Source organism: Streptomyces krungchingensis (assembly GCF_054729265.1).
On the sequence record NZ_JBPUKY010000001.1, the window covers coordinates 7,908,050 to 7,933,259 of the forward strand.

A 25,210-nucleotide genomic window follows, 5' to 3' on the forward strand; every position below is an offset into this window, starting at 1 on the left:
GCGCATCCGGACGCCGGGCGCCCGTACCCGGGCCCTTCACGCGCGTGCGCCCCGTGAACGGTGTGCACGCGCGTGTGCCGGTCGTCGGCGGCCCCGAGGCTAGGCGGGCCGCTGGAGCACCGTCATGCTCCGGTCGACCAGCGTCAGCCGGTCACCGGCCGCCACCTTGGTGCCCGTGCCCGGAGCCACCCCCTCGGGGACGGCCGTGTCGACGACCACCTGCCACTGCCGTCCGTGGTCGAGCGGCACCACGAACTCCAGGGGCCGCGGCGAGGCGTTGAACATCAGCAGGAAGGAGTCGTCGGAGATGCGCTCCCCGCGCGGGCCGGGCTCCGAGATCGCGTTGCCGTTGAGGAACATCGACAGGGCCTGGGCCTGGGCGGAATCCCAGTCGCGCTGTGTCATCTCCTTGCCCTCCGGAGTGAACCAGGCGATGTCGGAGAGCTCGTCGTGCGTGCCCTGGACGGGCCGGCCGTGGAAGAACCGGCGCCGCCGGAAGACGGGGTGGTCCCGCCGCAGCCACACCATCGCCCGTGTGAAGTCCAGCAGCTCGCTGCCGTCCTCCGGCCACTGCACCCAGGACAGTTCGTTGTCCTGGCAGTAGGCGTTGTTGTTGCCGTCCTGGGTGCGGGCGAACTCGTCGCCGTGACTGAGCATGGGCACGCCCTGGGAGAGCATGAGCGTGGCGATGAAATTGCGGATCTGACGTCCTCGGAGGGCCAGCACGTCCTCGTCGTCGGTGTCGCCCTCGGCTCCGCAGTTCCAGGACCGGTTGTGGCTCTCGCCGTCCCGGTTGTCCTCCCCGTTGGCCTGGTTGCGCTTGTTGTTGTACGAGACGAGGTCGTGCATCGTGAAGCCGTCGTGGCAGGTCACGAAGTTGATGGAGGCGAGCGGACGGCGGCCGTCGTCCTGGTAGAGGTCCGAGGAGCCCGTCAGACGGGACGCGAACTCCGCCAGGGTGCGTGGCTCGCCGCGCCACATGTCCCGGACGGTGTCGCGGTACTTGCCGTTCCACTCGGTCCACAGGGGCGGGAAGTTGCCCACCTGGTAGCCGCCCTCGCCGACGTCCCACGGCTCGGCGATCAGCTTCACCTGCGAGACCACGGGGTCCTGCTGGACCAGGTCGAAGAACGACGACAGCCGGTCCACCTCGTGGAACTGGCGGGCCAGCGTGGCCGCCAGGTCGAAGCGGAACCCGTCGACGTGCATGTCCGTGACCCAGTAGCGCAGCGAGTCCATGATCAGCTGGAGCACGTGCGGGGAGCGCATGAGGAGCGAGTTGCCGGTCCCCGTGGTGTCCATGTAATAGCGGGGGTCGTCCGTCAGGCGGTAGTAGGACGCGTTGTCCAGGCCCCGGAAGGAGAGCGTCGGGCCCAGGTGGTTGCCCTCGGCCGTGTGGTTGTAGACCACGTCGAGGATGACCTCGATCCCGGCCTCGTGCAGGGCCCGGACGGCCGACTTGAACTCCAGGACCTGCTGGCCCCGGTCGCCCCAGGAGGCGTACGCGTTGTGCGGGGCGAAGAAGCCGATGGTGTTGTAGCCCCAGTAGTTGTTGAGGCCCATCTCCACCAGCCGGTGGTCGTTCACGAACTGGTGAACGGGCATCAGTTCCAGCGCGGTGACGCCGAGTTCGGTCAGATGTTCGATGATGGCGGGGTGGGCCAGTGCCGCGTAGGTCCCGCGCAGTTCGTCGGGCAGCTCCGGGTGCTGCATGGTCAGGCCCTTCACATGGGCCTCGTAGATCACCGTGTGGTGGTACTCGGTGCGTGGTCGCCGGTCGTCGCCCCAGTCGAAGTAGGGATTGACCACGACCGAGGACATCGTGTGGGGAGCGGAGTCCAGGTCGTTGCGCTTGTCGGGCGAGCCGAAGGGGTAGCCGTACACCTCCTCGCCCCACTTGATCGAACCGCTGATGGCGCGCGCGTACGGATCGAGGAGCAGCTTCGCCGAGTTGGTCCGCCGCCCCCGCTCGGGCGCGTACCGCCCGTGCACCCGGAAGCCGTACCGCTGTCCGGGCATGATCCCCGGCAGGTACGCGTGCCGGACGAAGGCGTCGGTCTCGCGCAGCTCCACCGCTGTCTCCGAGCCGTCGTCGTGCAGCAGACACAGCTCGATCCGGTCGGCGGCCTCCGAGAAGACCGCGAAGTTGGTGCCGGCGCCGTCGTACGTGGCGCCGAGTGGATATGCCTCTCCAGGCCAGACCTGCATGGATATGACTCTTCCAGTAGTGCCGAGCCCCTGGGGGCGAGTCCGGGCCGAGTCTCCCTGAAAGTGATGGAACCTCCTGTGACTTACGTCCCTCTTACCCACTGACCAGGCATACGGCGTATGCCGAACCAGTGGGGCTCGAACGACTCCTGATGACATGGGAGGAGTAGGGGGAAATGTGCGCAAGATAGTGCACCGCCACCTGGGCAAGGTGGTGGCGGGTGCGGCCATCGCGGTGGCGGGGACGGCCGTGATGGTCGGGATCACCCTTCCGGGCTCGGCGGGGGCCGAGGAATCGGGAGGCGCCGACGGAAGCGGCGGGACCTCGCAGCAGGCGGCTCAGCAGGGACAGGGAGCGGTGCAGCCGGGCGTGGTCGAGCAGGCCCCGGACGAGGGCGAGAAGGGCAAGGGCCGCGACCCGCTGACCGACGACGAGACCGAGCGGGTGACGCGGATCGCGCTCAGCCGCCAGATGCTCACCGCCGGGGAGAACGTCGAGGGCAAGCGCGGCCCGCAGCGGCTCAGCGTGAACCTCGCCGAGCCCGAGGCGGACGAACTGGACGACCCGAACGCGCCCCGGCGCGCCGACGTCTCGTTCTACGACTACAAGAACGACACGCTCGTCACCCGGACCGTCAACCTCGACACGGGGAAGGTCGAGAAGACGGGCTCCCAGCACGACGTTCAGCCGCCGATCAGCCGCGACGAGATGACCGAGGCCGCCGAGCTGCTGATCGCCGACCCGCTCGGCGCGGGCCTGAAGGCCGACTTCAAGGACGCCACCGGCAAGGAACTGACCTCGCCCGGCCAGCTGGTGCTGAACAGCATGGTCTACCGCGCGACGCCCGGCGCCCAGCCGGCCGCCCTCGCCGCCTGCGGCGAGCACCGGTGCGTGCGGCTCTTCCCGAAGGTCAAGAACGGGCCCTGGATCGACAGCCGTGACCTGGTGATCGACCTGAGCGCCCGCAAGGTCGGCAAGCTCGGCTGACCGCGGCCTTCTCCGACTTCCCACTCTTACTGCTTTCCGCAAGGAGTCACTTCTTCATGCGCGTCAACAGAAACAGCCGTGCTCGCAGCCGGACGGCGGTGGGCCTGACGGCACTGGCCCTGGCCGCCGGCGCGACGACGGCGGCGGGTCCGGCCGTGGCCCAGCCCAAGAGGGCCGCCGCGGCGGCCGCCGACTGCAGCGCGGCCTACCGGATCGAACAGAAGCTCTCCACCGGCACCACATGGCGGATGTGCTGGCACTACGAGAGCGAGGCCGGGCTCGTCCTGGAGAACATCTCGTACCAGCCGCCCGGCGAGGCCCAGCCGATCAAGGTCCTCAACACGGCGAAGCTCGCCCAGATCGACGTCCCGTACGACGACGGCTCGGTCGAGTACAGCGACCTCACCGGTGCCGGGTTCGGGCAGGGTCTGGTCGACATGGCGCCGGCCGAGTGTCCCGGCGGCACCATCAAGACGGTGAAGGTCCCCGAGGCCTGGGACCCGCAGCACGCCGACGTCAAGGGCCTGTGCACGACGACCCGCTCGCGCGGCCACGCCTACCGCATGCAGGCCGACACGGGGAACAAGGTCTTCCAGAAGCAGGGCAAGGACCTGCTGGTCTACACGGTCAACAAGGTCGGCTGGTACGAGTACATCACCGAGTGGCGCTTCCAGGACGACGGCACCCTCAACATGAACGTCGGCGCCACCGGCAGCCTCTCGCCCGGTGACTACGACGCGGGCGACGGCCGTGGCTGGCCGCTGGGCAAGAACGCCAAGGACTACGCCACCAGCCACAGCCACAACGTCTTCTGGCGGCTGAACTTCGGCCTCGACGGTTCCTCCAAGACCAAGGTCGAGCAGTACGACTCCGTGGTCAGCCCGCCGGCCCAGGGTGCCGAGGCCCCGAGCAACAAGACCACGCGGACGAAGATCACCAAGGAACTCGCGGGCGACGCGAAGAACATGCGCTGGTGGCGCATCGTCAGCAACAGCGGCAAGAACAAGGACAACCACGCGCGTTCGTACGAGCTCGTGCCGGGCCCGACCACCAAGTACCTCGGGCGTAACTTCACCAAGCACGACGTCTACTTCACCGAGTACAACAAGTGCGAGCAGTTCGCCAGCGACAACCTGCCCAACTGCGGTGCCGGGCACGGCAAGTCCGTCGACAAGTGGGTGGACGGGCAGACCCTCACCCATCCCGTCGTCTGGGTCAACGTGGGCTTCCACCACATCGCGCGCGACGAGGACCAGCAGCCCATGCCGGTCCACTGGCAGGGCTTCTCCATAGCGCCGCGCGACGTCACCGCTATGAATCCGCTCACTCCGCCGGAGCTCGCGGACCAGAACGGCCATGTGGAACAAGGTCGTTGAGAAACGACCTGCGCATCGGGCTGCACCGCCCACCGCTCCCGGAGTACCCTTCCTTGATCGTTGACTAGGGGAGAGCTCGGGGGAGCGGAAGGCGGTGCGCGGGTGGGCTCGGGAGGGCTGGAGTTGCCTCCTGGTGACGAGGGTCACGAGGGAAACTCCACAGATGTCCCACCCGGCGCGGTGTCCCTGGCACGGCCGATGGAGATGGGATCCATCGGTCCGGAACTGGACTGGGGCGCCGACGCCTGGCGCGAGGTGCGGACGCGCGCCCAGCGGGCCGGACGCGCCTACATCTGGCTGAACCTCGTGGAACAGCGGCTGCGCGCGGTCGTGGCCGCTGTTCTGCGTCCCATCTACGAACCCGTCCACGGGGACGACTGGGTCGTCGCCGCCGCCGGTCCCGCGGGGCAGGAATGGGTGCAGCGCGCGGTCGCCGTACGCGAAGTCAGCCGCCGCAAGGGGTACTTGCTCGACCCCGCCGACGACAATGTGCTCAGTTTCCTGACGCTGCCGCAACTGCGCGAGCTGATGGTGCAGCACTGGCCGTGCTTCGAGCCCTACTTCGACGAGCGCCGGGACGTCGAACTCGCCCTGGACGAGCTGGAAGTGACCCGGAACGTCGTCTCCCGCAACCGCGCCCTGTCGGAGGCCGTCCTCAACCAGGCCGAGCGGGCCGCGGCCAGGCTCCTGGAGATACTCGGCGCGGGCAGTGACGTGCCCTCCGCGCGCCGGCTCCCCGTCGACGCCGTGGAGGACCTGGTCGGCGACCGGTACGCGGACGTGGTCGGGGTGCACCCGGACCGGGTGCGGCTGCTGCGCCAGTTTCCCGCCGAGGACCTCTTTGGCGGCGCCCGGCGTCTCGACGCCATCGGCATCGGCCTCAACCTGCTGGTGCAGAACTTCTCCGGACGGCGCCTGGTGCGGCTCGCCGAGTCCGGCTGCCGGGTGCGGCTGCTGTTCCTCAATCCCGCGTCCAGCGCGGTCAAGCGGCGCGAGCGTGAACTGGGCATCAAGCGGGGCGAGTTGAGCCGCAGTGTGGAGATGAACATCCTGCACATGCGCCGGGTGCGCTCCAAGCTGCGCGATCCGGGCGCCTTCGAGATCCAGGTCTACGACGAGACGCCCCGCTTCACCGCCTATCTGGTGGACGGCGACGGCTCGGACGGCGTCGCCGTCGTCCAGTCGTATCTGCGCCGCACCCGGGGCATGGAGGCGCCGGTCCTCGTCCTGCGCGGCGGCGGACGGGTGGTCAAACCGGGCGACACCGGTGAGGAAGGGCTTTTCCCGACCTATCGCGAGGAGTTCGAGGTGGCTTGGGCCGATTCGCGCCCCGTGTCCTGAGGGCCGGGGTCCGGACGCGTGGAGCCCGCCGGCCCGGGTAAGCGGAAGGCCGTCCTCGGATTGTCAGTGGCTCATGGGATCGTGGAGACCACTGGGGGAAAGCACCACGAAGAAGGGGGGCCGCCGATGGGCTGGCACCGGGAGCTGCTGATCGGCTTCGACCTGGAGACGACCGGGACCGATCCGCGCGAGGCGCGCATCGTCACGGGCGCGGTGATCGAGGTCAGGGGCGGAGAGCCGCTGGGCCGCCGCGAGTGGCTGGCCGATCCGGGCGTGGAGATCCCGGTCGACGCGGTGGCGGTGCACGGGATCACCAATGAGCGGGCGGCCGCCGAGGGCCGGCCCGCCGACGAGGTGGCCGCCGCGATCGCGGACGTCCTCGTCTCGTACTGGAAGACGGGCGTCCCCGTCGTCGCGTACAACGCCGCCTTCGACCTGACCCTGCTCTCCGCCGAGCTGCGGCGGTACGGACTGCCGTCGCTGCGCGAGCGGCTCGGCGGCGTCGACCCCGCCCCGGTCATCGACCCGTACACGATCGACCGCTCCGTCGACCGCTACCGCCGCGGCAAGCGCAATCTCGAAGCCGTCTGCACGGAGTACGGCGTCCCGCTCGAATCCGCCCACGACGCCTCGGCCGACGCGCTCGCCGCGGCCCGGCTCGCCTGTGCGATAGCCGGCCGTCACCCCAAGGTCGCGGGCCTCGGCCCGGCGGAGCTGCACCGCCGCCAGATCGAGTGGTACGCCGCGTGGGCGGCCGACTTCCAGGGCTTCCTGCGCCGCAAGGGTGACGCGGACGCGGTGGTGGACGGCACCTGGCCGCTGCGAGACCTCGCGGACGAGCGGGTCTGAGGGCGGCCGGGCCGCTCGTTCCGGGTCGCTCACCGCGCGGTGTCCGGCGGCGCGCCCCAGCTGCCGCGCGTACCGACGCGCCCCGTCAGAAGGGATACCAGCGCACCGTCTCGTCCCCGTCGCGCAGCGACGCCACCCGCCGCTCGAACTCGGCGCGGGCCTTCGGATTGGCCGGCGCGTGCTGGGCGACCCAGGCGCAGCTCGCGGTCTCCCGCGCTCCGCGGAGCACCGAGCACCCCTCCCACTCACGGACGTCCCAGCCGTACGTCCGGGTGAACGACTCGTACGCCTCGGCCGGCAGCCCGTAGCGGTCCCGGGACAGGGCCATCACCACCAGGTCGTGCTCGCGCAGATCGGCGGAGAAGGTCTCCAGGTCGACGAGGACGGGGCCGTCGGGGCCGACATGGACGTTGCGGGGCAGCGCGTCGCCGTGGATCGGGCCCGGCGGCAGATGCGGGGTGAGTGCCGCCGCGGCATCCGCGAAACCGTCGCGCCGCGCCCGCAGGTACGCCGCGTCCGCGGGGTCGACGGCGTCACCCGCGAGCCGCAGCCAGCGCTCCACACCGCCGAGCAGTTCGCGTGGCGGGAGGGCGAAGGAGGGCGAGGGCAGGGCGTGCACCACCCGTAGCAGTTCGGCCAAATCCCGCGGCTCCGCGGGGCGTACGGGGTCCGGCAGCCGGTGCCACACGGTCACCGGATGACCGTCGGCCAGCAGGGCCTTCGGCTCGGCGGCGCGCACCGCGGGGACGCCCGCCTCGGCCAGCCAGGCCGCGATGTCCAGTTCGCGCCGGGCGCGGTCGAGGAGTTCGGCGTCGCGCCCGACCTTGACCACCAGGTCACCGGCGGCGAACACCGCGTTCTCACCCAGGGCGAGGAGCGTCGCGTCCCGCGCCGGGCCGGGCAGCACCCCCGCCCCGGCCAGTACGTCACGCGCCCGTGCCTCGTCCATCCGTCGCCTCCGTCCTTGTGCGGCACTCGTGCAGGTCCCGCGCAGTCCTCGCGTATGGCGTCGTGTTCACGCCATCCGTCGGCCAGTGTCGCATTCGCACAGGTCGGAGCGCGTGCACGGTGCCTTGACGGCCCACCCCTGCTTCACGACCATGACGGGGGCCGCCCGGGCGGCCAGACCCCCACGAGCCGCCCAAAGGAGCCGATTCCATGACATTGGCGACCGCGACGAGGCGGTCGGTGAAGCGCGCGCCCGTCCGGGCCGGCGGCCGCCGCGCCGCCGACCGCGGCGCCTGGTTCCTGGTCCTGCCCGCGCTGATCCCGATCCTGGTCCTCAGCGTCGGACCCCTGCTCTACGGGATCGCGCTGGCCTTCACCGACGCGCAGTCCGGCCGGACCGCGGCCACGCAGTGGATCGGCACGCTCAACTTCCAGGACCTGCTGCACGACACGCTGTTCTGGGAGTCGTTCCGGATCGGTCTGCTGTGGGCCGTCGGCGTGACCGTGCCGCAGTTCCTCCTCGCCCTCGGGCTCGCCCTCCTCCTCGACCAGGACCTCCGGCTGCGCTGGCTCGCCCGCGCCCTCGCGATCGTCCCCTGGGCCATGCCGGAGGTCGTTGTCGGCATCATGTGGCGGCTCGTCTACAACCCGGACGCCGGCATCCTCAACGAAACCCTGCGCGACCTCGGCCTCGGCGACGGCCGCGACTGGCTGAGCGGCCTCGGCACCGCCCTGCCCGCCGTGATCGTCGTCGGCGTCTGGGCGGGCATGCCGCAGACCACGGTCACGCTGCTCGCCGGACTCCAGAACACCCCGCGCGAGCTCCACGAGGCCGCCGCTATGGACGGAGCGGGCGCCTGGCGCCGCTTCTGCACCGTGACCTGGCCCGCCCTGCGCCCGGTCGCGCTCGCCGTCACCGCGCTCAACTTCATCTGGAACTTCAACTCCTTCGCCCTGGTGTACGTGCTGACCAACGGCGGTCCGGGAGGCCGTACCCGGCTCCCCATGCTCTTCGCCTACGAAGAGGCCTTCCGCTACGGACAGTTCGGCTACGCGGCGGCGATGGGCTGTGTGATGGTCGCGGTGATCTCGGTGATCCTCGCCGTGCACCTCGTCGGCCGTCTGAACGGAGGTGAGGACGCGTGAAGACCGGCAAGGGCGCCCGCGCGGGACAGTACCTCGCGCTCCTCGCCTACCTCCTCTTCCTCGCCTTCCCGTTCCTGTGGCTCGTCTCCACCGCGTTCAAACCGGCACGCGAGCTGGCGAGTCTGCATCCCACCTGGATACCGAAGGACCCCACCCTCGCCAACTTCCGTCAGGCCTTCGACGAGCAGCCGCTGCTGCGCGCCGCGCTCAACTCCCTGGCCGCGGCCCTCGGAGCCGCAGCGATCGCCGTGCTGATCGCCACACCGATGGCGTACGTCCTCGCCCGGCGCCGCACGCTGCTCGCCAAGGCCGCCACCGGGTGGGTCGTGGTCAGTCAGGCGTTCCCGTTCGTGCTCGTGATCATCCCGCTCTTCCTGCTCCTGAAGAACCTCCGGCTGATCGACTCGGTGCCCGGACTGGTCATGGTGTACGTGGTGTGGGCGCTGCCGTTCGCGCTGTGGATGCTGGTCGGGTACGTGCGGGCGGTGCCCGCCGAACTGGAGGAGGCGGCCGCGGTCGACGGCGCGGGCCGGGTGCGGACCCTGGTCTCGATCACCGCACCGCTCCTCGCCCCGGGCATCGTGGCGACGGCGCTGTTCGCGTTCATCAGCGCCTGGAACGAGTTCTTCTTCGCGCTCGTCCTGCTGAAGACCCCGGAGAAGCAGACGCTGCCGGTGGTCCTCACCCACTTCATCGGGGCGGAGGGGGTCGCGGACCTCGGCCCGCTGGCCGCCGCGGCGTTCCTGGCGACCCTGCCGTCGCTGGTCGTCTTCGCGGTCATCCAGAAACGGATCACGGGCGGCATGCTCGCCGGGGCGGTGAAGAGCTGATGCGGACGAGACTCCTGGTGATCCTGGCCGTCTTCGGCCTGTTGCTCACCGCGTGCACGGACAGCGGCCGCGACCCGCACGGAGTGATCACGCTCCGCTTCCAGTCCCTCGCCTGGCAGCAGGAGTCCGTCGCCGCCAACAAGGACCTGGTGGCGGAGTGGAACGCGACCCACCCGGACGTCAAGGTGAAGTACGTCCAGGGGAGCTGGGACAGCGTCCACGACCAGTTGCTCACCTCCTTCGAGGGCGGTGAGGCCCCCGACGTCATCCACGACGCCTCCGACGACCTCGCCGACTTCGCCTACGGCGGCTATCTCGCCGATCTGCGGGGGCTGCTCTCCGATCGCCTCAAGTCCGACATCCCACAGCGCAGTTGGCAGACCACGACCTTCGGCGAGGGCATCTACGGCGTGCCGTTCCTCCAGGAGCCGCGGGTGCTGATCGCCGACGCCGGCCGGCTGCGGAAGTCCGGGGTGCGCATACCGACCCCCGAACGGCCGTGGAGCTGGGCCGAGTTCCGGCAGGTCACCAAGAAGCTCAGCGGGGACGGCAGGTACGGCGTCGCCTGGCCGCTCAAGGAACCGGTCTCCGCGACGCTCAACCTCTCCCTGTCGGCGGGCGGGCAGCTGTTCCACCGGGGCGCGGACGGCAGGGTGACCGTGCGTGTCGAGGCCGGCGACCAGCTCGTGCCGCGCACGATCCACGACCAGGTCGGCACCGACCGCAGCGCCCCCGGCTCGACCCTCGGCAGCGGCGGCTCGGACACGCTGCCCGGCTTCTTCGGCGGCAAGTACGCGATGGTCCCGCTCGGCTTCTCCTACCGCCAGCAGATCGTGCAGCAGGCGCCGAAGGGTTTCGACTGGCAGGTGCTGCCCGCCCCGGCCGGCGCCGACGGGCTCACCCAGGGCGTCAGCCCGCAGACCCTCTCGATCGCCGAGGACAGCCCGCACAAGAAGGAGGCGGCCGAGTTCGTCGACTTCCTGCTCCGGCCGAAGAACATGGTCCGGCTGGCGCTGGGCGACTGGATGCTCCCCACCGGGACCGAGGCCCTGAAGGACCCGGCCCTGCACACGGACAAGTACGGCTGGGCCACCGGCACCGCGCTCGCCGACCGGCTCAGCCCGGCCCCGGCCCAGTCCGTACGCGGCTACCCCGAGTGGAAGGACAAGGTCGCCACCCCCGCGTTCCAGGAGTACTACAGCGGAGCGATCGGGCTCGGCGAACTGCGCCGCCGTCTGGAGAAGGACGGCAATCTGGTGCTGGCGCGCTACCAGCGCTGAGCGCGCCGGGCACGCGGGGCCGGCGCGCCTGCCGGCGGCGGACGGCCGGTCCGCGCCGGGTCAGCCGCTGTGGAGCCAACTGCCGTAAGGTGCACGATCGACCAGCTGGTACAGGCCGAACGCCGCCGGTGCAGCGACGAGTCCGAGCACGCCGAGCCGGACGCTGACCGGGGCCACGACCGTGGGCGCGGAGTGCTGTCCGGTGAGGGTCCGCCAGTCCCGGCAGCGCCGGATGTCGCCGGCGCACACGGCCCAGAAGAAGAGGCCGAAGAGCAGCAGGCCGCCTCCGAACACGAGGCATATGCCCCCCGCCACGGCCAGGAACTCCATGCGGTCGTGGTGGCGGCCGATGAGGGCGGCGGCGACCGCGAGCACGACGATGCCGCCGAGACCGAACAGAGCCCCGCGGAGCAGGACGTCACGCAGCCGCAACCGCGGCAGGAGTACGCCGTCCTCGTCCAGGTCCATGAGGGGGACCGTAGCCGATCGCGGATCCGCCGCGGCCCGCGGGTGCCGGGCTCACGCCCGGCCGGAGCCCAAAAGAATTGGACGAGACGTATCGTCTTGTTTAGTCTCGCTCCCATGACCACTCCCGCACACATCGCCATGTTCTCCATCGCCGCCCACGGCCATGTGAACCCGAGCCTGGAGGTGATCCGCGAGCTCGTCGCACGGGGGCACCGCGTCACCTACGCCATCCCGCCGGTGTTCGCCGAGAAGGTGGCGGAGACCGGGGCCCGGCCCGTGCCCTACACCTCCACCCTGCCCGGCCCCGGCGCCGACCCGGAGGCCTGGGGGACCACGCTGCTGGACAACGTGGAGCCGTTCCTGGCGGACGCCGTCCAGGCGCTCCCGCAGCTGATCGCGGCCTACGAGGGGGACGAGCCGGACCTCGTCCTGCACGACATCGCCTCCTACCCGGCCCGCGTCCTCGCCCACCGCTGGGGCGTGCCCGCGGTGTCCCTCTCGCCGAACCTGGTCGCCTGGGACGGCTACGAGGAGGAGGTCGCCGAGCCGATGTGGGCGGAGCCCAGGCGGACCGAACGCGGCCGGGCCTACTACGCCCGCTTCGAGGCCTGGCTGACGGAGAACGGGATCACCGAACACCCCGACCCCTTCGCCGGCCGCCCGGCCCGCTCCCTCGTCCTGATCCCCAAGGCCCTCCAGCCGAACGCCGATCGCGTCGACGAGCGCGTCCACACCTTCGTCGGCGCCTGCCAGGGCGACCGCACGGCCCAGGGCGACTGGCGGCGGCCGGCCGGCGCCGAGAAGGTGGCCCTCGTCTCGCTCGGCTCCGCCTTCACCAAGCAGCCCGACTTCTACCGGGAGTGCGTGGGAGCGTTCGGTGACCTGCCCGGCTGGCACCTGGTGCTCCAGATCGGCGAACACGTCGACCCGGCCGCACTCGGCGAGCTGCCGGGGAACGTGGAAGTCCACGCCTGGGTACCGCAGTTGGCGATCCTGAAGCAGGCCGACCTGTTCGTCACGCACGCCGGAGCGGGCGGCAGCCAGGAGGGACTGGCCACCGCCACGCCGATGATCGCCGTGCCCCAGGCCGTGGACCAGTTCGGCAACGCCGACATGCTCCAGGCCCTCGGAGTCGCCCGCCGGCTGTCCACCGAGGAGGCCACCGCGCAGGCCCTGCGGGCCACCGCCCTCGCCCTGGTGGACGACCCCGAGGTGGCCCGCCGGCTGAAGGAGATCCGGACGGAGATGGCCCGCGAAGGAGGCACCCGGCGGGCGGCCGACCTCATCGAGGCCGAACTGCCGGGGCGCGCATAGGCGAAGGGCCTGCCGGTCCCCCCGAGGGGGACCGGCAGGCCCATGTCCGAGCGCGGTTGCCGTCCGGTGGTGCCGCGGGCTACACCCCGGCCCGCTCACCCTCCCGGGCGACCGGCGGCGCCACCGGCTCCGGCGACTCGTCGTGCGTGAGGTCCGGCAGCCGGTGCATCCACTTCGGCAGGTACCAGTTGCGCTCGCCGAGCAGGGCCATCACGGCGGGCAGCAGCACACCGCGGATGATCGTCGCGTCGATGAGCACCGCCGCGGCCAGGCCCACACCCATCTGCTTCATGGACTGCATGGACAGCGTGCCGAAGATCGCGAAGACGGCGACCATGATGACCGCGGCGCTGGTGACCACACCCGCCGTGGTGACCACACCGTGCCGGATCGCGTCCCTGGTGGTGCGGCCCCGCAGCCGTGCCTCGCGGATCCGCGAGACCACGAAGACGTGGTAGTCCATCGACAGTCCGAACAGGATCACGAAGAGGAACAGCGGCAGCCAGGTGACGATGGCGCCGACGCCCTCCGCCCCCACCAGGGACGCCCCCCAGCCGTGCTGGAAGACGGCGACGAGGATGCCGTAGGCGGCGCCCACCGACAGCAGGTTGAGCAGGATCGAGGTGACCGCGACCGTCAGCGAGCGGAACGACAGCAGCATCAGCAGGAAGGCGAAGACCACCACGAACGCGAAGACCGGGAGGACCGCGCCGCCGAGCTGGTCGTTGAAGTCGTGCGAGCCCGCCACCTGTCCGGTGATCGGTGCCTGGACGCCGTCCACCTTGCCGAGCGTGGCGGGCCGTACCTCGTCGCGCAGCTTCTCCAGGCTGGCGCCCGCCTTGTCGAGGTCGGAGCCGCCGACCAGCGGGACGTACACGTAGGCGATGTTCTGCGCGTCGTGCAGCTTGATCTCGACCGGGCCGCGCGAGGCGCCCGAACTGATCGCCCGGTCCTTGAAGTCGGCGAGGGCGCTCTTGACCTCGGGGGCGTTGATGTCCGCGGCCTTGACGACGACCTCGGCCGGCTCGGAGCCGCCCGGGAAGGCGTCGTTGACCCGGTTGTACGTCTGCACGATCGGCAGGGAGTCGCCGAACTCCTGGTCCAGCGTGAGGTTCTGCGTCTTCATGCCGACCGCGGGAGCCGCGATCGCCAGCAGCACACCGGCCGCCACCAGCACGGAGACCAGCGGCTTGGCGAGCACGCCGCGCAGGACCGCGGTCCAGAAGCGGCTCTCGCCGTTGGTGCGCGCCGCGCGACGCTGCATGACCTTGTGCAGGAAGGGGATACGGCCCTTCTCGACCCGCTCGCCCAGCAGCGAGAGCAGCGCCGGCAGCACCGTCACCGATCCGACCATGGCGACCGCCACGACCATCAGCGAGGCCAGGCCCATCGCCTCGAACTCGGCGAGCCCGGTGAACAGCATGCCCGCCATCGCCACGCACACCGTGACACCGGAGACGACGATCGCGCGGCCACTGGTGGCGGCGGCGATCCGCAGGGCGGCACCGGCGTCGCGGCCCGCCGCGCGCTCCTCGCGTTCCCGGCGCAGGTAGAACAGGCAGTAGTCGACACCGACGGCCAGACCGACCAGCAGCATCACGGAGTTGGCGGTGTCGCTCATCGGCTGGAGGTGGCTGACGATGCCCATCAGGCCCATCGTCGCCATGATCGCGGTGACGGCCAGCGCCACCGGCAGCAGCGCGGCCACCAGCGCGCCGAAGGCGATGAGCAGAATGCCGAGGGCCACCGGAACGGCGGAGTACTCGGCCTTCTGGAAGTCGTCCCCGAACGCGTCGTCGAACGTCTTCATCATGCTGGCGCCGCCGATCTCCTCGATCCGCAGCTCCGAGTGGTCCTTCTGCACGCGCTCGACGGCGTTCAGGACGGGCTCGACGCGGTCGCCCGCGGTGTCCGAGTCGCCGCGCATGTCGAACTGGACCAGCGCGCTGCGCCCGTCCTCGGAGATCGTCTGCGTGTCGTACGGCGACTGGACGTCGGTGACCTTGCCGGTCGCGTCGACGGCGTCGACGACCGCGCCGACGGCAGCCTTGAACGCGGCGTCCGTGGCCTTCGGGCCGCCGTCCTTCGACTGGACCAGGACGGTCTCGCTCGCCGGTTCCTCGATCCCCGCGTCTTCGATGATCTTGGCGGCGGTGTGCGTCTCGCCCTTGAGCTGATCGCTCTCGCTGACGTCGACGCGGCCGGCGGCCGAGCCCAGCCCCATCGCCAGGACGACGAACAGCACCCATATCCCGACGGCCGCCCATCGGTGCCGGGCGCTCCAGCCGCCGGCCCGCGCGGCGAAGCCCCGCACCCGTGTGTCTCCGTTCCCCATGACGGGCAAGCCCCCTCGTGTGCGGCGACGGCCCCCTGCCGTCACCTTTCGATACGAAGGTATGGGCCGGATAAGCGCGTCTCGTCGTGCTGCCTGGTGAACCCCGGGGCCCGTGAGTCCTACCCGCGGACCCCGGCGTCTCCGCACTGGGGAGGATGGAAGCCCCTTACATGTAAACCGACTTCTCGGGGATGTGGATCAGGGGCGAGCCGCTCCGGGCCCGCTCGCCGTCACGTCCGCCCGGCGCCCCGCGGCGGCCGTATGGTGTGCGGATGACGACGAGGTACGCGGCACTCCTGCGCGGGATCAACGTGGGCGGCGCCAAGAAGGTGCCGATGGCCGAACTGCGCACCCTGATGGAGGGGCTCGGGCACGGCGACGTGCGCACGTATCTGCAGAGCGGCAACGCCGTGTTCAGCAGCGACCGCGGCGACGAGGACTCCCTCGCGGCGGAGCTCGCCGAAGCCGTCGAGAAGCACTTCGGCTTCACCGTCGGCGTGCTGGTGCGCGACCACACCTACCTGAAGGCCGTACGCGAGGCGTGCCCCTTCCCGGCGGCCGAGCTGGAGGCGAAGCAACTGCACGCCACGTACTTCTCCGGCCCCGTCGACGCGCGGCGTTTCGCCGACGTCGCCCAGGACGCGTTCCTGCCCGAGGAGTACCGCCTCGGCGACCGCGTCCTGTACCTGTACGCCCCCGACGGACTCGGCCGCTCCAAGCTGGCCGAGGCACTGGCCCGGCCGAAGCTCCTCAAGGGGATCCTCGCCACCACCCGCAACTGGAACACCGTCGTCAAACTGGAGGAGCTGACCGGTGCTTGAGCGCAACGCCGCCGTCGAGGCGGCCATCGAGGGTGAGCTGCGCCTGCTGGACCCCGCGATCCGCCGGTCGCCCCAGCGGCTCGGGGCGCTGCTGCACCCCGAGTTCCACGAGTTCGGCTCCTCCGGACGGCTGTGGGACCGCGCCTCGATCATCGCCGAGCTGACCGCGGTGCCCGGGGCGGGGACCCGCCCGATCACCGCCTCGCGGATGCGGGGCGTACAGCTCGCACCGGACCTGGTCCACCTCACTTTCGACACGGAGGGGCACAACGGCTCGCGTGCGCACCGCAGTTCGCTGTGGCGGCGGTCGGTGGACGGCTGGCTGCTGTACTTCCACCAGGGCACCCCGTTCAGCGTGGGCGCAGAGTGACCTTCCGTACGCCCTGGTAGGTGGTGTACGAGACGATCTCGTCCGGCACACCGAGCCGGGGGTCCCGGTACAGCCGGCGCAGCTCCTCCTCGGACCCGGCGGCGGCGACCGCGTCGGTCAACGCGAGATCCTCGGCGGTCAGCGACGCGTCGTCGAGGATCTCGGGGCCCCAGCCGTCCCAGGGCAGCACCTCGACGCCGTTGAGCGCGGCGAGATCGTGCAGGACGTTGCCGCGGACGTACCACAGGCCCCTGATCTCCTTCAGCCAGCTGACGCCGAAGCCGGCCGGGTCAGCGCGCCCGGCCCGGCACTCCCGCCAGGCCTGCCCCGCCACCACGAAACGGTCCCTGGGGACGTCCAGCGGATCGAAGTCCACGTCGTAGGGCCCGTGGGCGATCTGCGCGTCGACGAGCCGCAGGCCGCCGTCCGGGAGGCGGTACTCGGTGACCCAGTGGTCCTCGTGGAAGCCCTCGACGAAGTACGTGGCGAACCCGCAGCGCAGCCGGGCGGGCGTGCCCGTCGCGCGCAGCAGCGAGCACAGCAGCAGGGAGAAGTCCCGGCAGGTCCCGACGAACCGCTCGGCCGGCTCCCGCCGCTCGGTCAGCGGACGGTCCGAGCGCTCGCCGAGCAGCCGCAGGATCTCCGTCACATAGCGCGACTCGGCGTCCCCGCGCAGCCGCGTCTCGGGGAGGGTCACGCCGAAGCGTTCCCCCTCGCCCCGGTGGATGATCAGGCCCCTGACGATGCGGGCGAGGCCGCCGGGGTCCCGGGGGAGCCCGGCGACGTCCAGGTCGCCGGGGTCGCTGAACACACTCTGTCTGCGGTGGAGGTCCATGCCCGGGACTCTGCGGTCTGCCCCAGGGGCAAGGTCAACCGCGGGCGCCGGGCGGGGTGTCCGCGAGGGCGTCGAGACGGTCCATGTCCTCGTCCGTCAGCCGGACCCCGCCCGCGTCCAGGTTCTCCTCCAGGTGGACGAGGCTGCCGGTGCCCGGCGTCGGGCAGAGCACGGGGGAGCGGCGCAGCAGCCAGGCCAGCGCGACCTGCCCCGGCGTCGCCCCGTGCGCGGCGGCGATCCCCGCGCACACCGGGTCGGAGGTCAGCGAGCCGTTGCCCAGCGGGAACCACGGCAGGAACGCGATCCCGCGCGCCTCGCACAGCTCCAGCAGCGGCTGGGAGGCACGGTCGAGCAGGTTGTAGCGGTTCTGCACGGAGGCGATGTCCATCAGCTCCAGCGCCGCCGCGAGCTGCCCGTCGGTGACGGTGTCGAGCCCGATGTGCCTGATCTTGCCCTCGGCGCGCAACTCGTCCAGCGCGCCCAGCTGTTCGGCCATCGGCACGTCCGGGTCGAGGCGGTGCAGCTGGTACAGGCCGATGGTGTCGAGACGCAGCCGGCGCAGACTCGCCTCGCACATCGCGCGCAGCTGCTCGGGCCGTCCGGCGATGTGCCAGGCACTGTCGCCGGTGCGCACGACGCCGCCCTTGGTGGCGATCAGCAGATCCTCGGCGTACGGGTGCAGGGCCTCGGCGACCAGCTCCTCGGCGACCGACGGACCGTAGTTGTCGGCGGTGTCGACAAGGGTGACGCCACGTTCCACGGCCCGCCGCAGCACGGCCACCGCGTCCCGGGCGTCGCCGCGCGGACCCCAGTACCCGGGACCGGTGAGCTGCGCGGTGCCGTACCCGAGGCGGCACACGGGCAGTTCGCCGCCCACGAGGAAGGCGCTCGTGCCGCCCTCAGGGCCGCCGGTCCCGGCGTCGGCGGTGGATGTGCTCATGCTGCCGTTCCGATCTCGCGTGTACGCCGTGCTTCGGTGACCTGGTGGCCGATGACGAACAGCAGTCCTGCCGTGCCGAAGACCGCTCCCAGTACGTAGCCGGGGAAGGTGTCGTCGCCCTGCGGGTAGTGGTCCTCGCAGATGCGGACGATGTCGGGCTGCTCGCGGGCCACCTCCAGGCAGACCCGGTCTCCGCGCCGGGGGTCCTGGAGACTGGCGTCGTAGCCCTTCTGGAGGGTGTGGCGCCGCCCGTCGACCGTGTAGGCGATCTCCTTGCTCTTGTTGCCCTTGCCCACGTCGAGGAGCCGGGTGACGGTACCGGTGACCTGCACCCCGGTGTCGTCGATGAGCCTGCCCCGCTGCCACTGGACGGTCGCCGAGTACACCGTGAACACGGTGAGGGCCAGGAAGAACAGGCCCAGGACCAGGGGCACCCATTTGCGCACGGCGGACAGCGTCGCACGGATCGGTGGGGAGTGCACCCATGCGTGTGAGGCTTTCGGCGCGGGGTCCTGCCGGGAAGCTGTCGCGTTTCTTCAAGAGGGCCCGGCGCAAGGTCCCTAGCGTGGGACGCATGAACGAGCCGTACAAGAACGTGCATCCGTACATGGTCGAGTGCGCCACCGAGGCCGCCCGCGTCGCCCGCGGTGTCACGGCGGCGCAGCTGTCCGGGGCCACGCACTGCCCGCCGTGGGACGTCCGCGCCCTGGTGAACCACTGGGTCCTCTACACCTCGCACGGACTGGAGCACCGGGCGCTGCGCAAGCAACTCCCCGAGGAGCTGACCGCGCGGGACTTCACGGCCGACTCCGACTGGGCGCAGGCGTACGCCGACCAGCTCGACCGGGCCGTGGCCGCCTGGGACGACCCCGCCGTCTGGGAGGGCGAGGTGGATCTCGGCATGGCGAAGATGCCGGCCGCCGAACTCGCCCCGATGATCGTCAAGGAGATGGCGGTGCACGGCTGGGACGTCGCGACGGCCACCGGACAGCGGTTCCGGATCTCCGACGGCGCGGCCCGGCTGATCCTGGACGTGGTCGACACGCACGGCGACCTCTACCGGCAGTACGACGGCTTCGCCGACCCGGTGGACGTGCCCGACGACGTCTCCGTCTTCGACCGCGCCCTCGCCCACAGCGGCCGCGACCCGCGGCTGTCCCGGGCCTGACGGGGGTCCGGTCTGAGGCGGGGCAAGACCTGACGGGGGCAGGCCCGAGGGGGGACGCCAGGTCTGAGGAGACACGGGAGGGGGCAAGGTCTGAAAGGGGCCAGGCCCGATTGGACCACGATTTCGACGTCGAATTGGACCGTGATCCTGGGCCACCCGCGGACTAGCCTCGGCGCCATGACGACCACCGCGCCCACTCGCGTCGACTTCTGGTTCGACCCCGCCTGCCCCTTCGCCTGGATCTCCTCCCGCTGGATGCTGGAGGTCGAGCGCGAGCGCCCGCTCGACCTCCGCTTCCGCGTGATGAGCCTCTATCTGCACAATCTCGGCAATGAACTCCCAGACTGGTACCGGGAACTGGTCGACAGGTCGATCGGCCCGGTCAGGGTCGCGGTGGCCGCCGCCGAGCAGCACGGCGACAAGGTGCTGCGCGACCTCTACACCGCCTTCGGCACCCGTATCCACGAACGCCGCATCGAGGACTTCGACGCGGTCGTCACCGAGTCCCTCGCCGAACTCGGACTCCCGGCCGAACTGGCGCACGCGGCGCACGATCCCGCGTACGACGAGGCGGTGACCCGCAGCCATGACGCGGGCAGGGAGCCGGACTCCGGCACCTATGTCGGCACGCCCACGATCCATGTCGACGGGACCGTGTGGTTCGGCCCGGTGCTGCGCGCCGTCCCGAGGGGCGAGAAGGCGGCCGAACTCTTCGACAGCTTCCGGGTCCTCGCCACGCACCCGGACTTCTTCGAGCTCAAGAGGACCCGGACCGGCGGACTCAGCTTCGACTGATCCCCGGCCCCGGCGCTTCGCCCGCCTACGCGCCGAGCGCCGTCAGGACCGGCGTGCGGGCCGCGTCGTAGCGCTCCAGCAGGACCTGGGCCACCTCGGGGGCGGGACCGAGGACGTCGGCCAGGACATCCGCGTCGGCGGCGCCCCGGGCGATGCGGTCCGGCAGGAAGCCCGGCGCCAGCACGTACGGGGCGACCGCCACCCGGGCGCACCCGGCGGCGCGCAGTTCGCGCACCGCGTCCTCGGTGCGCGGAAGAGATGCGGAGGCGAACGCAGGCCGCACGGCGCACCAACCGGTGTGCCGCCACTCCCGCGCGATTTCAGCGATCACTGCGATCGCCTCCGGGTCCGTGGACCCCGCCGAGGCCAGCACGACCCCGGTCGAGGACTTGTCCGCGGGGCTCAGCCCCGCCTCGTACAACCGTCGTTCCAGCGCCGCCGTCAGCAGCGGGGACGGACCGAGCACGTCGGCCTGGCGGATGCGCAGCCGGGAGGGGACCTCCCGGAGCACCGCCGGGATGTCCGCCTTGGCGTGGAAGGCCCGCGTCAGCAGCAGCGGCAGCGCCACCACGTCCCGCACGCCCTCGGCGGCGAGGGACTCCAGCACACCCTGCACGGAGGGGATGTTGAAGTCCAGGAAGCCGGTCTCCACGCGCAGCCCCGGACGCCGGGCCCGCACCTGCCGTACGAGGGCGTGCACCGTCGCGGCATGGCGCGGGTCACGGCTGCCGTGGGCGACGACGACGAGGACGGGGCTGACGGATCGGCGCATGTCGGACTCAGCTCTTGACCAGCAGACCGCGGCTGCGCAGCACCCACCGCTCCAGCGGGCTGAAGATCAGCAGGTCGATGGCGATACCGACGATCAGGATGAGCAGGATGGCGAGGAAGACCATGGACATGGAGCTGGCGGTGCGGCCGTTCTCCAGCAGCTGGCCGAGGCCCACGCCCAGGTCGGGGGAGGAGGCGATGATCTCCGCGGCCATCAGGGAGCGCCAGGAGAAGGCCCAGCCCTGCTTCAGGCCCGCCAGGTAGCCGGGCAGCGCCGCCGGCATGACGATGTGCCAGGTGCCGCGCAGCCCGGTGGCGCCCATCGTGCGGCCGGCCCGCAGGAACAGCGGCGGGACCTGGTCCACGCCGGACACCAGACCGTTGGCGATGGAGGGGACCGCGCCGAGCAGGATCACGGCGTACATCATCGAGCTGTTCAGACCCAGCCAGATCACGGCCGGCGGCACCCAGGCCACCGACGGCAGCGACTGGAGGCCGGACAGGATCGGGCCGATGGCGGCGCGCACGAACCTCACCCGCGCCACCAGCAGCCCCAGCGGCGTGCCGATGACCAGCGCCAGCAGGAAGCCGAGCAGGCCGCGCGAGACGCTCGTCCAGATGTAGCCGAAGAGCTTGCCCTGGAGCCAGGCGTCCTCGACCTCGCCCCACACGTCCCCGGGGGAAGGCAGCTTGGTCGGGTCGTCGACGACCTTGAACGTGATCAGCGCCTGCCACACCACGAGGACGAGCGCGACGGCGACGACGGGCGGCAGGACCTTCTGGACGAGGGTCTGCCGCAACGGGGGCCGGCCCGTGTGGACCGTCTCCAGGGCGTCCAGGCCCGCCTCCAGACCCGCCAGGTCGTGGCTGTCGTCGACGGCCGCGGCGGACTTGGTCTCAGTGCTGGCCATGACGGCGGATCTCCCCACGCAGTTGTTCGGTGATCTCGACGGACAGCTCCGCCACGGCGGTGTCCTCGATGCGGCGCGGCTGCGGTATGTCCACGGTCCACTCGTGCGCGACCCGCCCCGGGCGCGAGGACAGCAGCACGACGCGCTGGGCGAGCCGCACCGCCTCGCGCACGTTGTGCGTGACGAACAGGACGGACAGCCGGGTCTCGCGCCAGATCCGGGTCAGCTCGTCGTGCAGGACGTCCCGGGTGATGGCGTCCAGCGCCGCGAACGGCTCGTCCATCAGCAGCAGCTGGCTGTCCTGGGCGAGCGCCCGCGCCATCGCCACCCGCTGGCGCATACCGCCGGACAGCTCGTGCACCCGCTTCCCGTACGCGCCCTTCAGCCGTACGAGTTCGAGCAGTTCCTCGGCCTTGTCGCGGCGGTCGGCCTTGGCCACCCCCCGCAGCTTCAGCGCGAGTTCGATGTTATTGCCCGCGGTCAGCCACGGGAACAGGGCGTGCTCCTGGAACATCAGGGCCGGGCGCCCGTTGGTCGTGATGCTGCCCGCGGTCGGGTCGTCGAGCCCCGCGACCAGATTGAGCAGCGTCGACTTGCCGCACCCCGAGGCCCCCAGGAGGGTGACGAACTCGCCCGGCGCGACATCCAGCGTGATGTCGTCGAGGACGAGCTGCTGCCCGGCGGGTCCTGCGAACGACTTCGAGACGTTCTCGATCCGCGCGGCGTGCTCCACCGACGTCGTGACGTCGGCGGCCTTGGCGAGAGCTGTTGCCATGGTCGTCACCTCCTGGGAACTCATCGGTGTCCGGGCTTACTTGGCGCCGAGACCGGCGTCGTCGACCGAGCTCTCGCCCGCAGCCGACAGGACCTTGTTGAGCAGCGTCAGGTCGTAGATGCCGTTCAGGTTCGGCTTCTCCAGCAGACCGGCCTTCACCGCGTGCGCCGCCTCGGTGTTGAGGGTCGCGGCCAGCGGGTCATTGGTGATCTGGATCGACTTCCAGGCGGGGTCCAGGACCTCGGCCGGGAGCTCCTTGCCGGAGTCGACCTTGAGCTGCGCGTTCGCCGCGGTCTTCGCCTTGTCCGGGTTGGCGCCGATCCACTTGTTGGTCGCCACGGAGCCCTTGAGGACCGCCTCGACGACCTTCGGGTGCTCCTTGAGGAAGCTCTGCGACACGATGATGTTCGTGATCACGAACTTCTTGTCGGGCCACAGCGTGGACTCGTCGAGCAGTACCTTGCCGCCCTCGGCGACCAGCTTGGACGCGGTCGGCTCCGGCACCCAGGCACCGTCGATGGAGCCGGACTTGTAGGCGTCCGGGGTGATCTTGTTGTCCGTGCGGATGACCGAGACGTCGCCCTTGCCGCTGTCGGCGTCGACCTTCCAGCCCTGCTCCGCGATCCAGTTGAGGAACGCGACGTCCTGCGTGTTGCCGAGCTGCGGGGTCGCGATCTTCTTGCCCTTGACGTCCTTCAGGGACTTGATCTTCTTCGGGTCGACCACGAGCTTGACGCCGCCGGACGCCGAACCGCCGATGATCCGCAGGCTCTTGCCGTTGGACTTGGTGTAGCCGTTGATGGCCGGCGAGGGGCCGATCCAGCCGATGTCGATCGAGCCCGAGTTCAGCGCCTCGATCTCGGAGGGACCGGCGTTGAAGGTGGTGTACTCGGCCTTGGTGGCGCCGAGTTCCTTCTGGAAGAGGCCCTCGTGGCGGCCGACGAGCGCGGTCGCGTGGGTGAGGTTGCCGAAGTACCCGATCTTCACGGAGTCGAGACCGTCGATCTTCTCGGACCCGGCGGCGACCTTCTCCTTCTCGGAGGTGTCGTCCTTCGCCTCGGAGCCGTAGCTGCACGCGGCGAGAGCGAGAAGGGGGAGCGCGGCGGCGACGGCGAGGCCGCGGCGGAGCAAGGCGGAGCGGTTGCGGTTGGCAGGCACGGGAGGTGTTCCTCTCGTTGGCCCGGCGGTCACGGTGTCTCAGGTCGTGGCCGGGAGGTCGGCAGGTCTTCGTCTGTGCAGGCGGTGGGGGGTGAGGGCGCGCAGGCAGTGCGCGTACGTCATCGCGCACATCGCGCCACCCCGCCCTGCCCGCTGCCGAGGGCGCCGCTGCCGACGCGGCCGCCCTCCTTCGCGAACGTGGAGTAGAAGTCGGTGGACGTCATGTCAGAAGTCCCACCCGTCGTCGTCGGCCTCGTCCTTGACCGGCTGCGGCGCGGCGAAGGACTCGCCGACCATGCAGGCGGTCAGGGTGGTGCCGTCGGCGGGGTCGATCAGGATGAACGCGCCGGTGCGCCGGGAGTCGGCGTACGAGTCGACGGGCAGCGGCTCCGCGGTACGGATCTTGACGCGGCCGATGTCGTTGGCGGCGAGCTGACCGGGGTGCGGGTGCAGCGACAGGTCGTCGAGGGTCAGCCGGGACGGGATGTCCTTGACGATCGCCTTGACCGTGCGGGTGCCGTGCTTGAGCAGCACCCGGTGTCCCACGGTGAGCGGCTGGTCGGCGACGTGGCACACGGTCGCCTCGATGTCCTGCGTGGTCGGGGGCGCGTCCTTGCTCGGCACGATCAGGTCGCCGCGCGAGATGTCGATGTCGTCCTCCAGCAGGAGGGTCACCGACTGCGGCGTCCACGCGACGTCGGCGGGCTCGCCCAGCACGTCGATCCCGGCGACCTTGGAGGTGCGCCCGGAGGGCAGCACGGTCACGCTCTCGCCGACACGGAAGGCACCGGCCGCGATCTGGCCGGCGTAGCCCCGGTAGTCGGGGTGCTCGGCGGTCTGCGGGCGGATCACGTACTGCACGGGGAGCCGGGCGTGGCAGTGCCCCAGGTCGTGGCTGACCGGCACGGTCTCCAGGTGCTCCAGGACCGTCGGCCCGCCGTACCAGTCCATGTTGGCGGACGCCTCCACCACGTTGTCACCGGCGAGCGCGGAGATCGGGATCGCGGTGATCTCGGGGACACCCAGCTCGGAGGCGTACGCCGTGAACTCCTCGGCGATCGCCGCGAAGACGGACTCCTGGTAGTCGACGAGGTCCATCTTGTTGACGGCGAGGACGACGTGGGGGACGCGGAGGAGGGCGGCGACGGCGGCGTGGCGTCGGGTTTGTTCGATGACGCCGTTGCGGGCGTCGACGAGGACGACGGCGAGGTCGGCGGTGGAGGCGCCGGTGACCATGTTGCGGGTGTACTGCACGTGGCCGGGGGTGTCGGCGAGGATGAAGCGGCGGCGTGCGGTGGCGAAGTAGCGGTAGGCGACGTCGATGGTGATGCCTTGTTCGCGTTCGGCGCGCAGGCCGTCGGTGAGCAGGGCGAGGTCGGGTGCGTCCTGGCCGCGGCCGGCGGAGGCGCGTTCGACGGCCTCCAGTTGGTCTGTCAGGACGGACTTGGAGTCGTGCAGGAGGCGTCCGACGAGGGTGGACTTGCCGTCGTCGACGGAGCCGGCGGTCGCGAAGCGCAGCAGGGTGGTCGCGGACAGCTGCTCGACCGACAAGGGCTCGGTGGGTTCGGTGGTGCTGGTCATGT

Annotated in this window: 23 protein-coding genes and 1 pseudogene; 12 read left to right on the forward strand and 12 right to left on the reverse strand. The window is 71.0% G+C overall.

What is annotated here, in order from left to right; genetic code table 11:
* Positions 1–99: 99 nt before the first annotated feature.
* A complete protein-coding gene (glgX, locus tag ACSYGO_RS34565; RefSeq protein ID WP_426681436.1) occupies positions 100–2,208 on the reverse strand; it encodes a glycogen debranching protein GlgX in 2,109 nt (702 codons plus the stop codon).
* A gap of 178 nt (positions 2,209–2,386) precedes the next feature.
* Between glgX and ACSYGO_RS34570 the strand changes: the two genes are divergently transcribed.
* The 4 genes from ACSYGO_RS34570 (at position 2,387) to ACSYGO_RS34585 (ending at position 6,762) form a co-directional block, all read left to right on the forward strand.
* Positions 2,387–3,196 carry a Tat pathway signal sequence domain protein gene (locus tag ACSYGO_RS34570; RefSeq protein WP_426681437.1) on the forward strand — a complete coding sequence of 270 codons (810 nt, stop codon included), beginning with the start codon at positions 2,387–2,389 and terminating at the stop codon, positions 3,194–3,196.
* 56 nt (positions 3,197–3,252) lie between these two features.
* Positions 3,253–4,572: a copper amine oxidase gene (locus ACSYGO_RS34575; protein WP_432175980.1), complete on the forward strand. Its 1,320-nt coding sequence runs from the start codon at positions 3,253–3,255 to the stop codon at positions 4,570–4,572.
* A 102-nt stretch (positions 4,573–4,674) separates the two neighbouring features.
* Positions 4,675–5,913, forward strand: a complete 1,239-nt coding sequence (locus ACSYGO_RS34580) for an SAV2148 family HEPN domain-containing protein (protein WP_426681509.1) — start codon at positions 4,675–4,677, stop codon at positions 5,911–5,913.
* Between the two features lie 126 nt (positions 5,914–6,039).
* Complete coding sequence (locus ACSYGO_RS34585; RefSeq protein ID WP_426681439.1) at positions 6,040–6,762, forward strand: 3'-5' exonuclease; 723 nt, start codon at positions 6,040–6,042, stop codon at positions 6,760–6,762.
* Between the two features lie 85 nt (positions 6,763–6,847).
* Here the strand turns inward: ACSYGO_RS34585 and ACSYGO_RS34590 are convergent, their stop codons facing one another.
* The gene (locus ACSYGO_RS34590; RefSeq protein ID WP_432175981.1) at positions 6,848–7,711 is read right to left on the reverse strand and encodes a phosphotransferase enzyme family protein; all 864 of its coding nucleotides are present in this window, start codon (positions 7,709–7,711) and stop codon (positions 6,848–6,850) included.
* 209 nt (positions 7,712–7,920) lie between these two features.
* On the opposite strand from ACSYGO_RS34590, the gene ACSYGO_RS34595 reads away from it, so the two are divergent.
* Genes ACSYGO_RS34595 through ACSYGO_RS34605 form a run of 3 tightly spaced genes read left to right on the forward strand, consistent with a single transcriptional unit; the run spans position 7,921 to position 10,966 of the window.
* Entirely contained in the window at positions 7,921–8,856 is a 936-nt protein-coding gene (locus ACSYGO_RS34595; RefSeq protein ID WP_426681441.1) for a carbohydrate ABC transporter permease, read from the forward strand.
* Positions 8,853–9,686: a carbohydrate ABC transporter permease gene (locus tag ACSYGO_RS34600; RefSeq protein ID WP_426681442.1), complete on the forward strand. Its 834-nt coding sequence runs from the start codon at positions 8,853–8,855 to the stop codon at positions 9,684–9,686. Before ACSYGO_RS34595 ends, ACSYGO_RS34600 begins: the two co-directional genes overlap by 4 nt.
* Positions 9,686–10,966 (forward strand): ABC transporter substrate-binding protein, encoded by a 1,281-nt coding sequence (locus ACSYGO_RS34605; RefSeq protein WP_432175982.1) that lies wholly within the window; start codon positions 9,686–9,688, stop codon positions 10,964–10,966. The genes ACSYGO_RS34600 and ACSYGO_RS34605 overlap by 1 nt, the downstream gene beginning before the upstream one ends.
* Before the next feature lie 60 nt (positions 10,967–11,026).
* On the opposite strand, the gene ACSYGO_RS34610 is transcribed toward ACSYGO_RS34605, so the two are convergent.
* Positions 11,027–11,434, reverse strand: coding sequence for a DUF6336 family protein (locus ACSYGO_RS34610; RefSeq protein WP_426681444.1), 408 nt, complete (start codon positions 11,432–11,434; stop codon positions 11,027–11,029).
* 17 nt (positions 11,435–11,451) lie between these two features.
* Between ACSYGO_RS34610 and mgt the strand changes: the two are divergent.
* Positions 11,452–12,748: pseudogene (gene mgt, locus ACSYGO_RS34615) on the forward strand (macrolide-inactivating glycosyltransferase).
* 79 nt (positions 12,749–12,827) lie between these two features.
* On the opposite strand, the gene ACSYGO_RS34620 reads toward mgt, so the two are convergent.
* Positions 12,828–15,083, reverse strand: coding sequence for an MMPL family transporter (locus tag ACSYGO_RS34620; RefSeq protein ID WP_426681445.1), 2,256 nt, complete (start codon positions 15,081–15,083; stop codon positions 12,828–12,830).
* Between the two features lie 272 nt (positions 15,084–15,355).
* Here ACSYGO_RS34620 and ACSYGO_RS34625 point away from each other — a divergent pair, with 272 nt between their 5' ends.
* A complete protein-coding gene (locus ACSYGO_RS34625; RefSeq protein WP_435225110.1) occupies positions 15,356–15,904 on the forward strand; it encodes a DUF1697 domain-containing protein in 549 nt (182 codons plus the stop codon).
* A complete protein-coding gene (locus ACSYGO_RS34630) occupies positions 15,897–16,274 on the forward strand; it encodes a nuclear transport factor 2 family protein (protein ID WP_426681447.1) in 378 nt (125 codons plus the stop codon). The genes ACSYGO_RS34625 and ACSYGO_RS34630 overlap by 8 nt, the downstream gene beginning before the upstream one ends.
* Here ACSYGO_RS34630 and ACSYGO_RS34635 read toward each other — a convergent pair.
* From ACSYGO_RS34635 to ACSYGO_RS34645, 3 genes are read right to left on the reverse strand one after another with little or no spacing between them, the layout of a single operon-like run.
* Positions 16,255–17,109, reverse strand: coding sequence for a transglutaminase-like domain-containing protein (locus ACSYGO_RS34635; protein WP_432189260.1), 855 nt, complete (start codon positions 17,107–17,109; stop codon positions 16,255–16,257). The two genes, ACSYGO_RS34630 and ACSYGO_RS34635, sit on opposite strands and share 20 nt — an antisense overlap.
* A gap of 34 nt (positions 17,110–17,143) precedes the next feature.
* On the reverse strand, positions 17,144–18,049 hold the full coding sequence (locus ACSYGO_RS34640) for an aldo/keto reductase (RefSeq protein ID WP_460388918.1): 906 nt from the start codon (positions 18,047–18,049) through the stop codon (positions 17,144–17,146).
* The gene (locus tag ACSYGO_RS34645; RefSeq protein WP_460388919.1) at positions 18,046–18,495 is read right to left on the reverse strand and encodes a DUF3592 domain-containing protein; all 450 of its coding nucleotides are present in this window, start codon (positions 18,493–18,495) and stop codon (positions 18,046–18,048) included. Before ACSYGO_RS34645 ends, ACSYGO_RS34640 begins: the two co-directional genes overlap by 4 nt.
* A 128-nt stretch (positions 18,496–18,623) precedes the next feature.
* Between ACSYGO_RS34645 and ACSYGO_RS34650 the strand changes: the two genes are divergently transcribed.
* A complete protein-coding gene (locus ACSYGO_RS34650; protein WP_426681451.1) occupies positions 18,624–19,217 on the forward strand; it encodes a TIGR03086 family metal-binding protein in 594 nt (197 codons plus the stop codon).
* Positions 19,218–19,394: 177 nt separating this feature from the next.
* Positions 19,395–20,012, forward strand: a complete 618-nt coding sequence (locus ACSYGO_RS34655) for a mycothiol-dependent nitroreductase Rv2466c family protein (RefSeq protein ID WP_028800701.1) — start codon at positions 19,395–19,397, stop codon at positions 20,010–20,012.
* A gap of 25 nt (positions 20,013–20,037) precedes the next feature.
* Here ACSYGO_RS34655 and ACSYGO_RS34660 read toward each other — a convergent pair whose 3' ends face one another.
* The 5 genes from ACSYGO_RS34660 to ACSYGO_RS34680 all read right to left on the reverse strand — a co-directional run bounded on the left by ACSYGO_RS34660 (position 20,038) and on the right by ACSYGO_RS34680 (position 25,208).
* The gene (locus ACSYGO_RS34660) at positions 20,038–20,784 is read right to left on the reverse strand and encodes a sirohydrochlorin chelatase (protein ID WP_460388921.1); all 747 of its coding nucleotides are present in this window, start codon (positions 20,782–20,784) and stop codon (positions 20,038–20,040) included.
* Positions 20,785–20,791: 7 nt separating this feature from the next.
* Positions 20,792–21,694 (reverse strand): ABC transporter permease, encoded by a 903-nt coding sequence (locus ACSYGO_RS34665; protein ID WP_426681454.1) that lies wholly within the window; start codon positions 21,692–21,694, stop codon positions 20,792–20,794.
* On the reverse strand, positions 21,681–22,469 hold the full coding sequence (locus ACSYGO_RS34670) for an ABC transporter ATP-binding protein (protein WP_460388922.1): 789 nt from the start codon (positions 22,467–22,469) through the stop codon (positions 21,681–21,683). Before ACSYGO_RS34670 ends, ACSYGO_RS34665 begins: the two co-directional genes overlap by 14 nt.
* A gap of 36 nt (positions 22,470–22,505) precedes the next feature.
* Positions 22,506–23,627 (reverse strand): aliphatic sulfonate ABC transporter substrate-binding protein, encoded by a 1,122-nt coding sequence (locus ACSYGO_RS34675; protein ID WP_359496026.1) that lies wholly within the window; start codon positions 23,625–23,627, stop codon positions 22,506–22,508.
* 225 nt (positions 23,628–23,852) lie between these two features.
* Positions 23,853–25,208 (reverse strand): sulfate adenylyltransferase subunit 1, encoded by a 1,356-nt coding sequence (locus ACSYGO_RS34680; RefSeq protein WP_426681457.1) that lies wholly within the window; start codon positions 25,206–25,208, stop codon positions 23,853–23,855.
* Between the last annotated feature and the right edge of the window lie 2 nt (positions 25,209–25,210).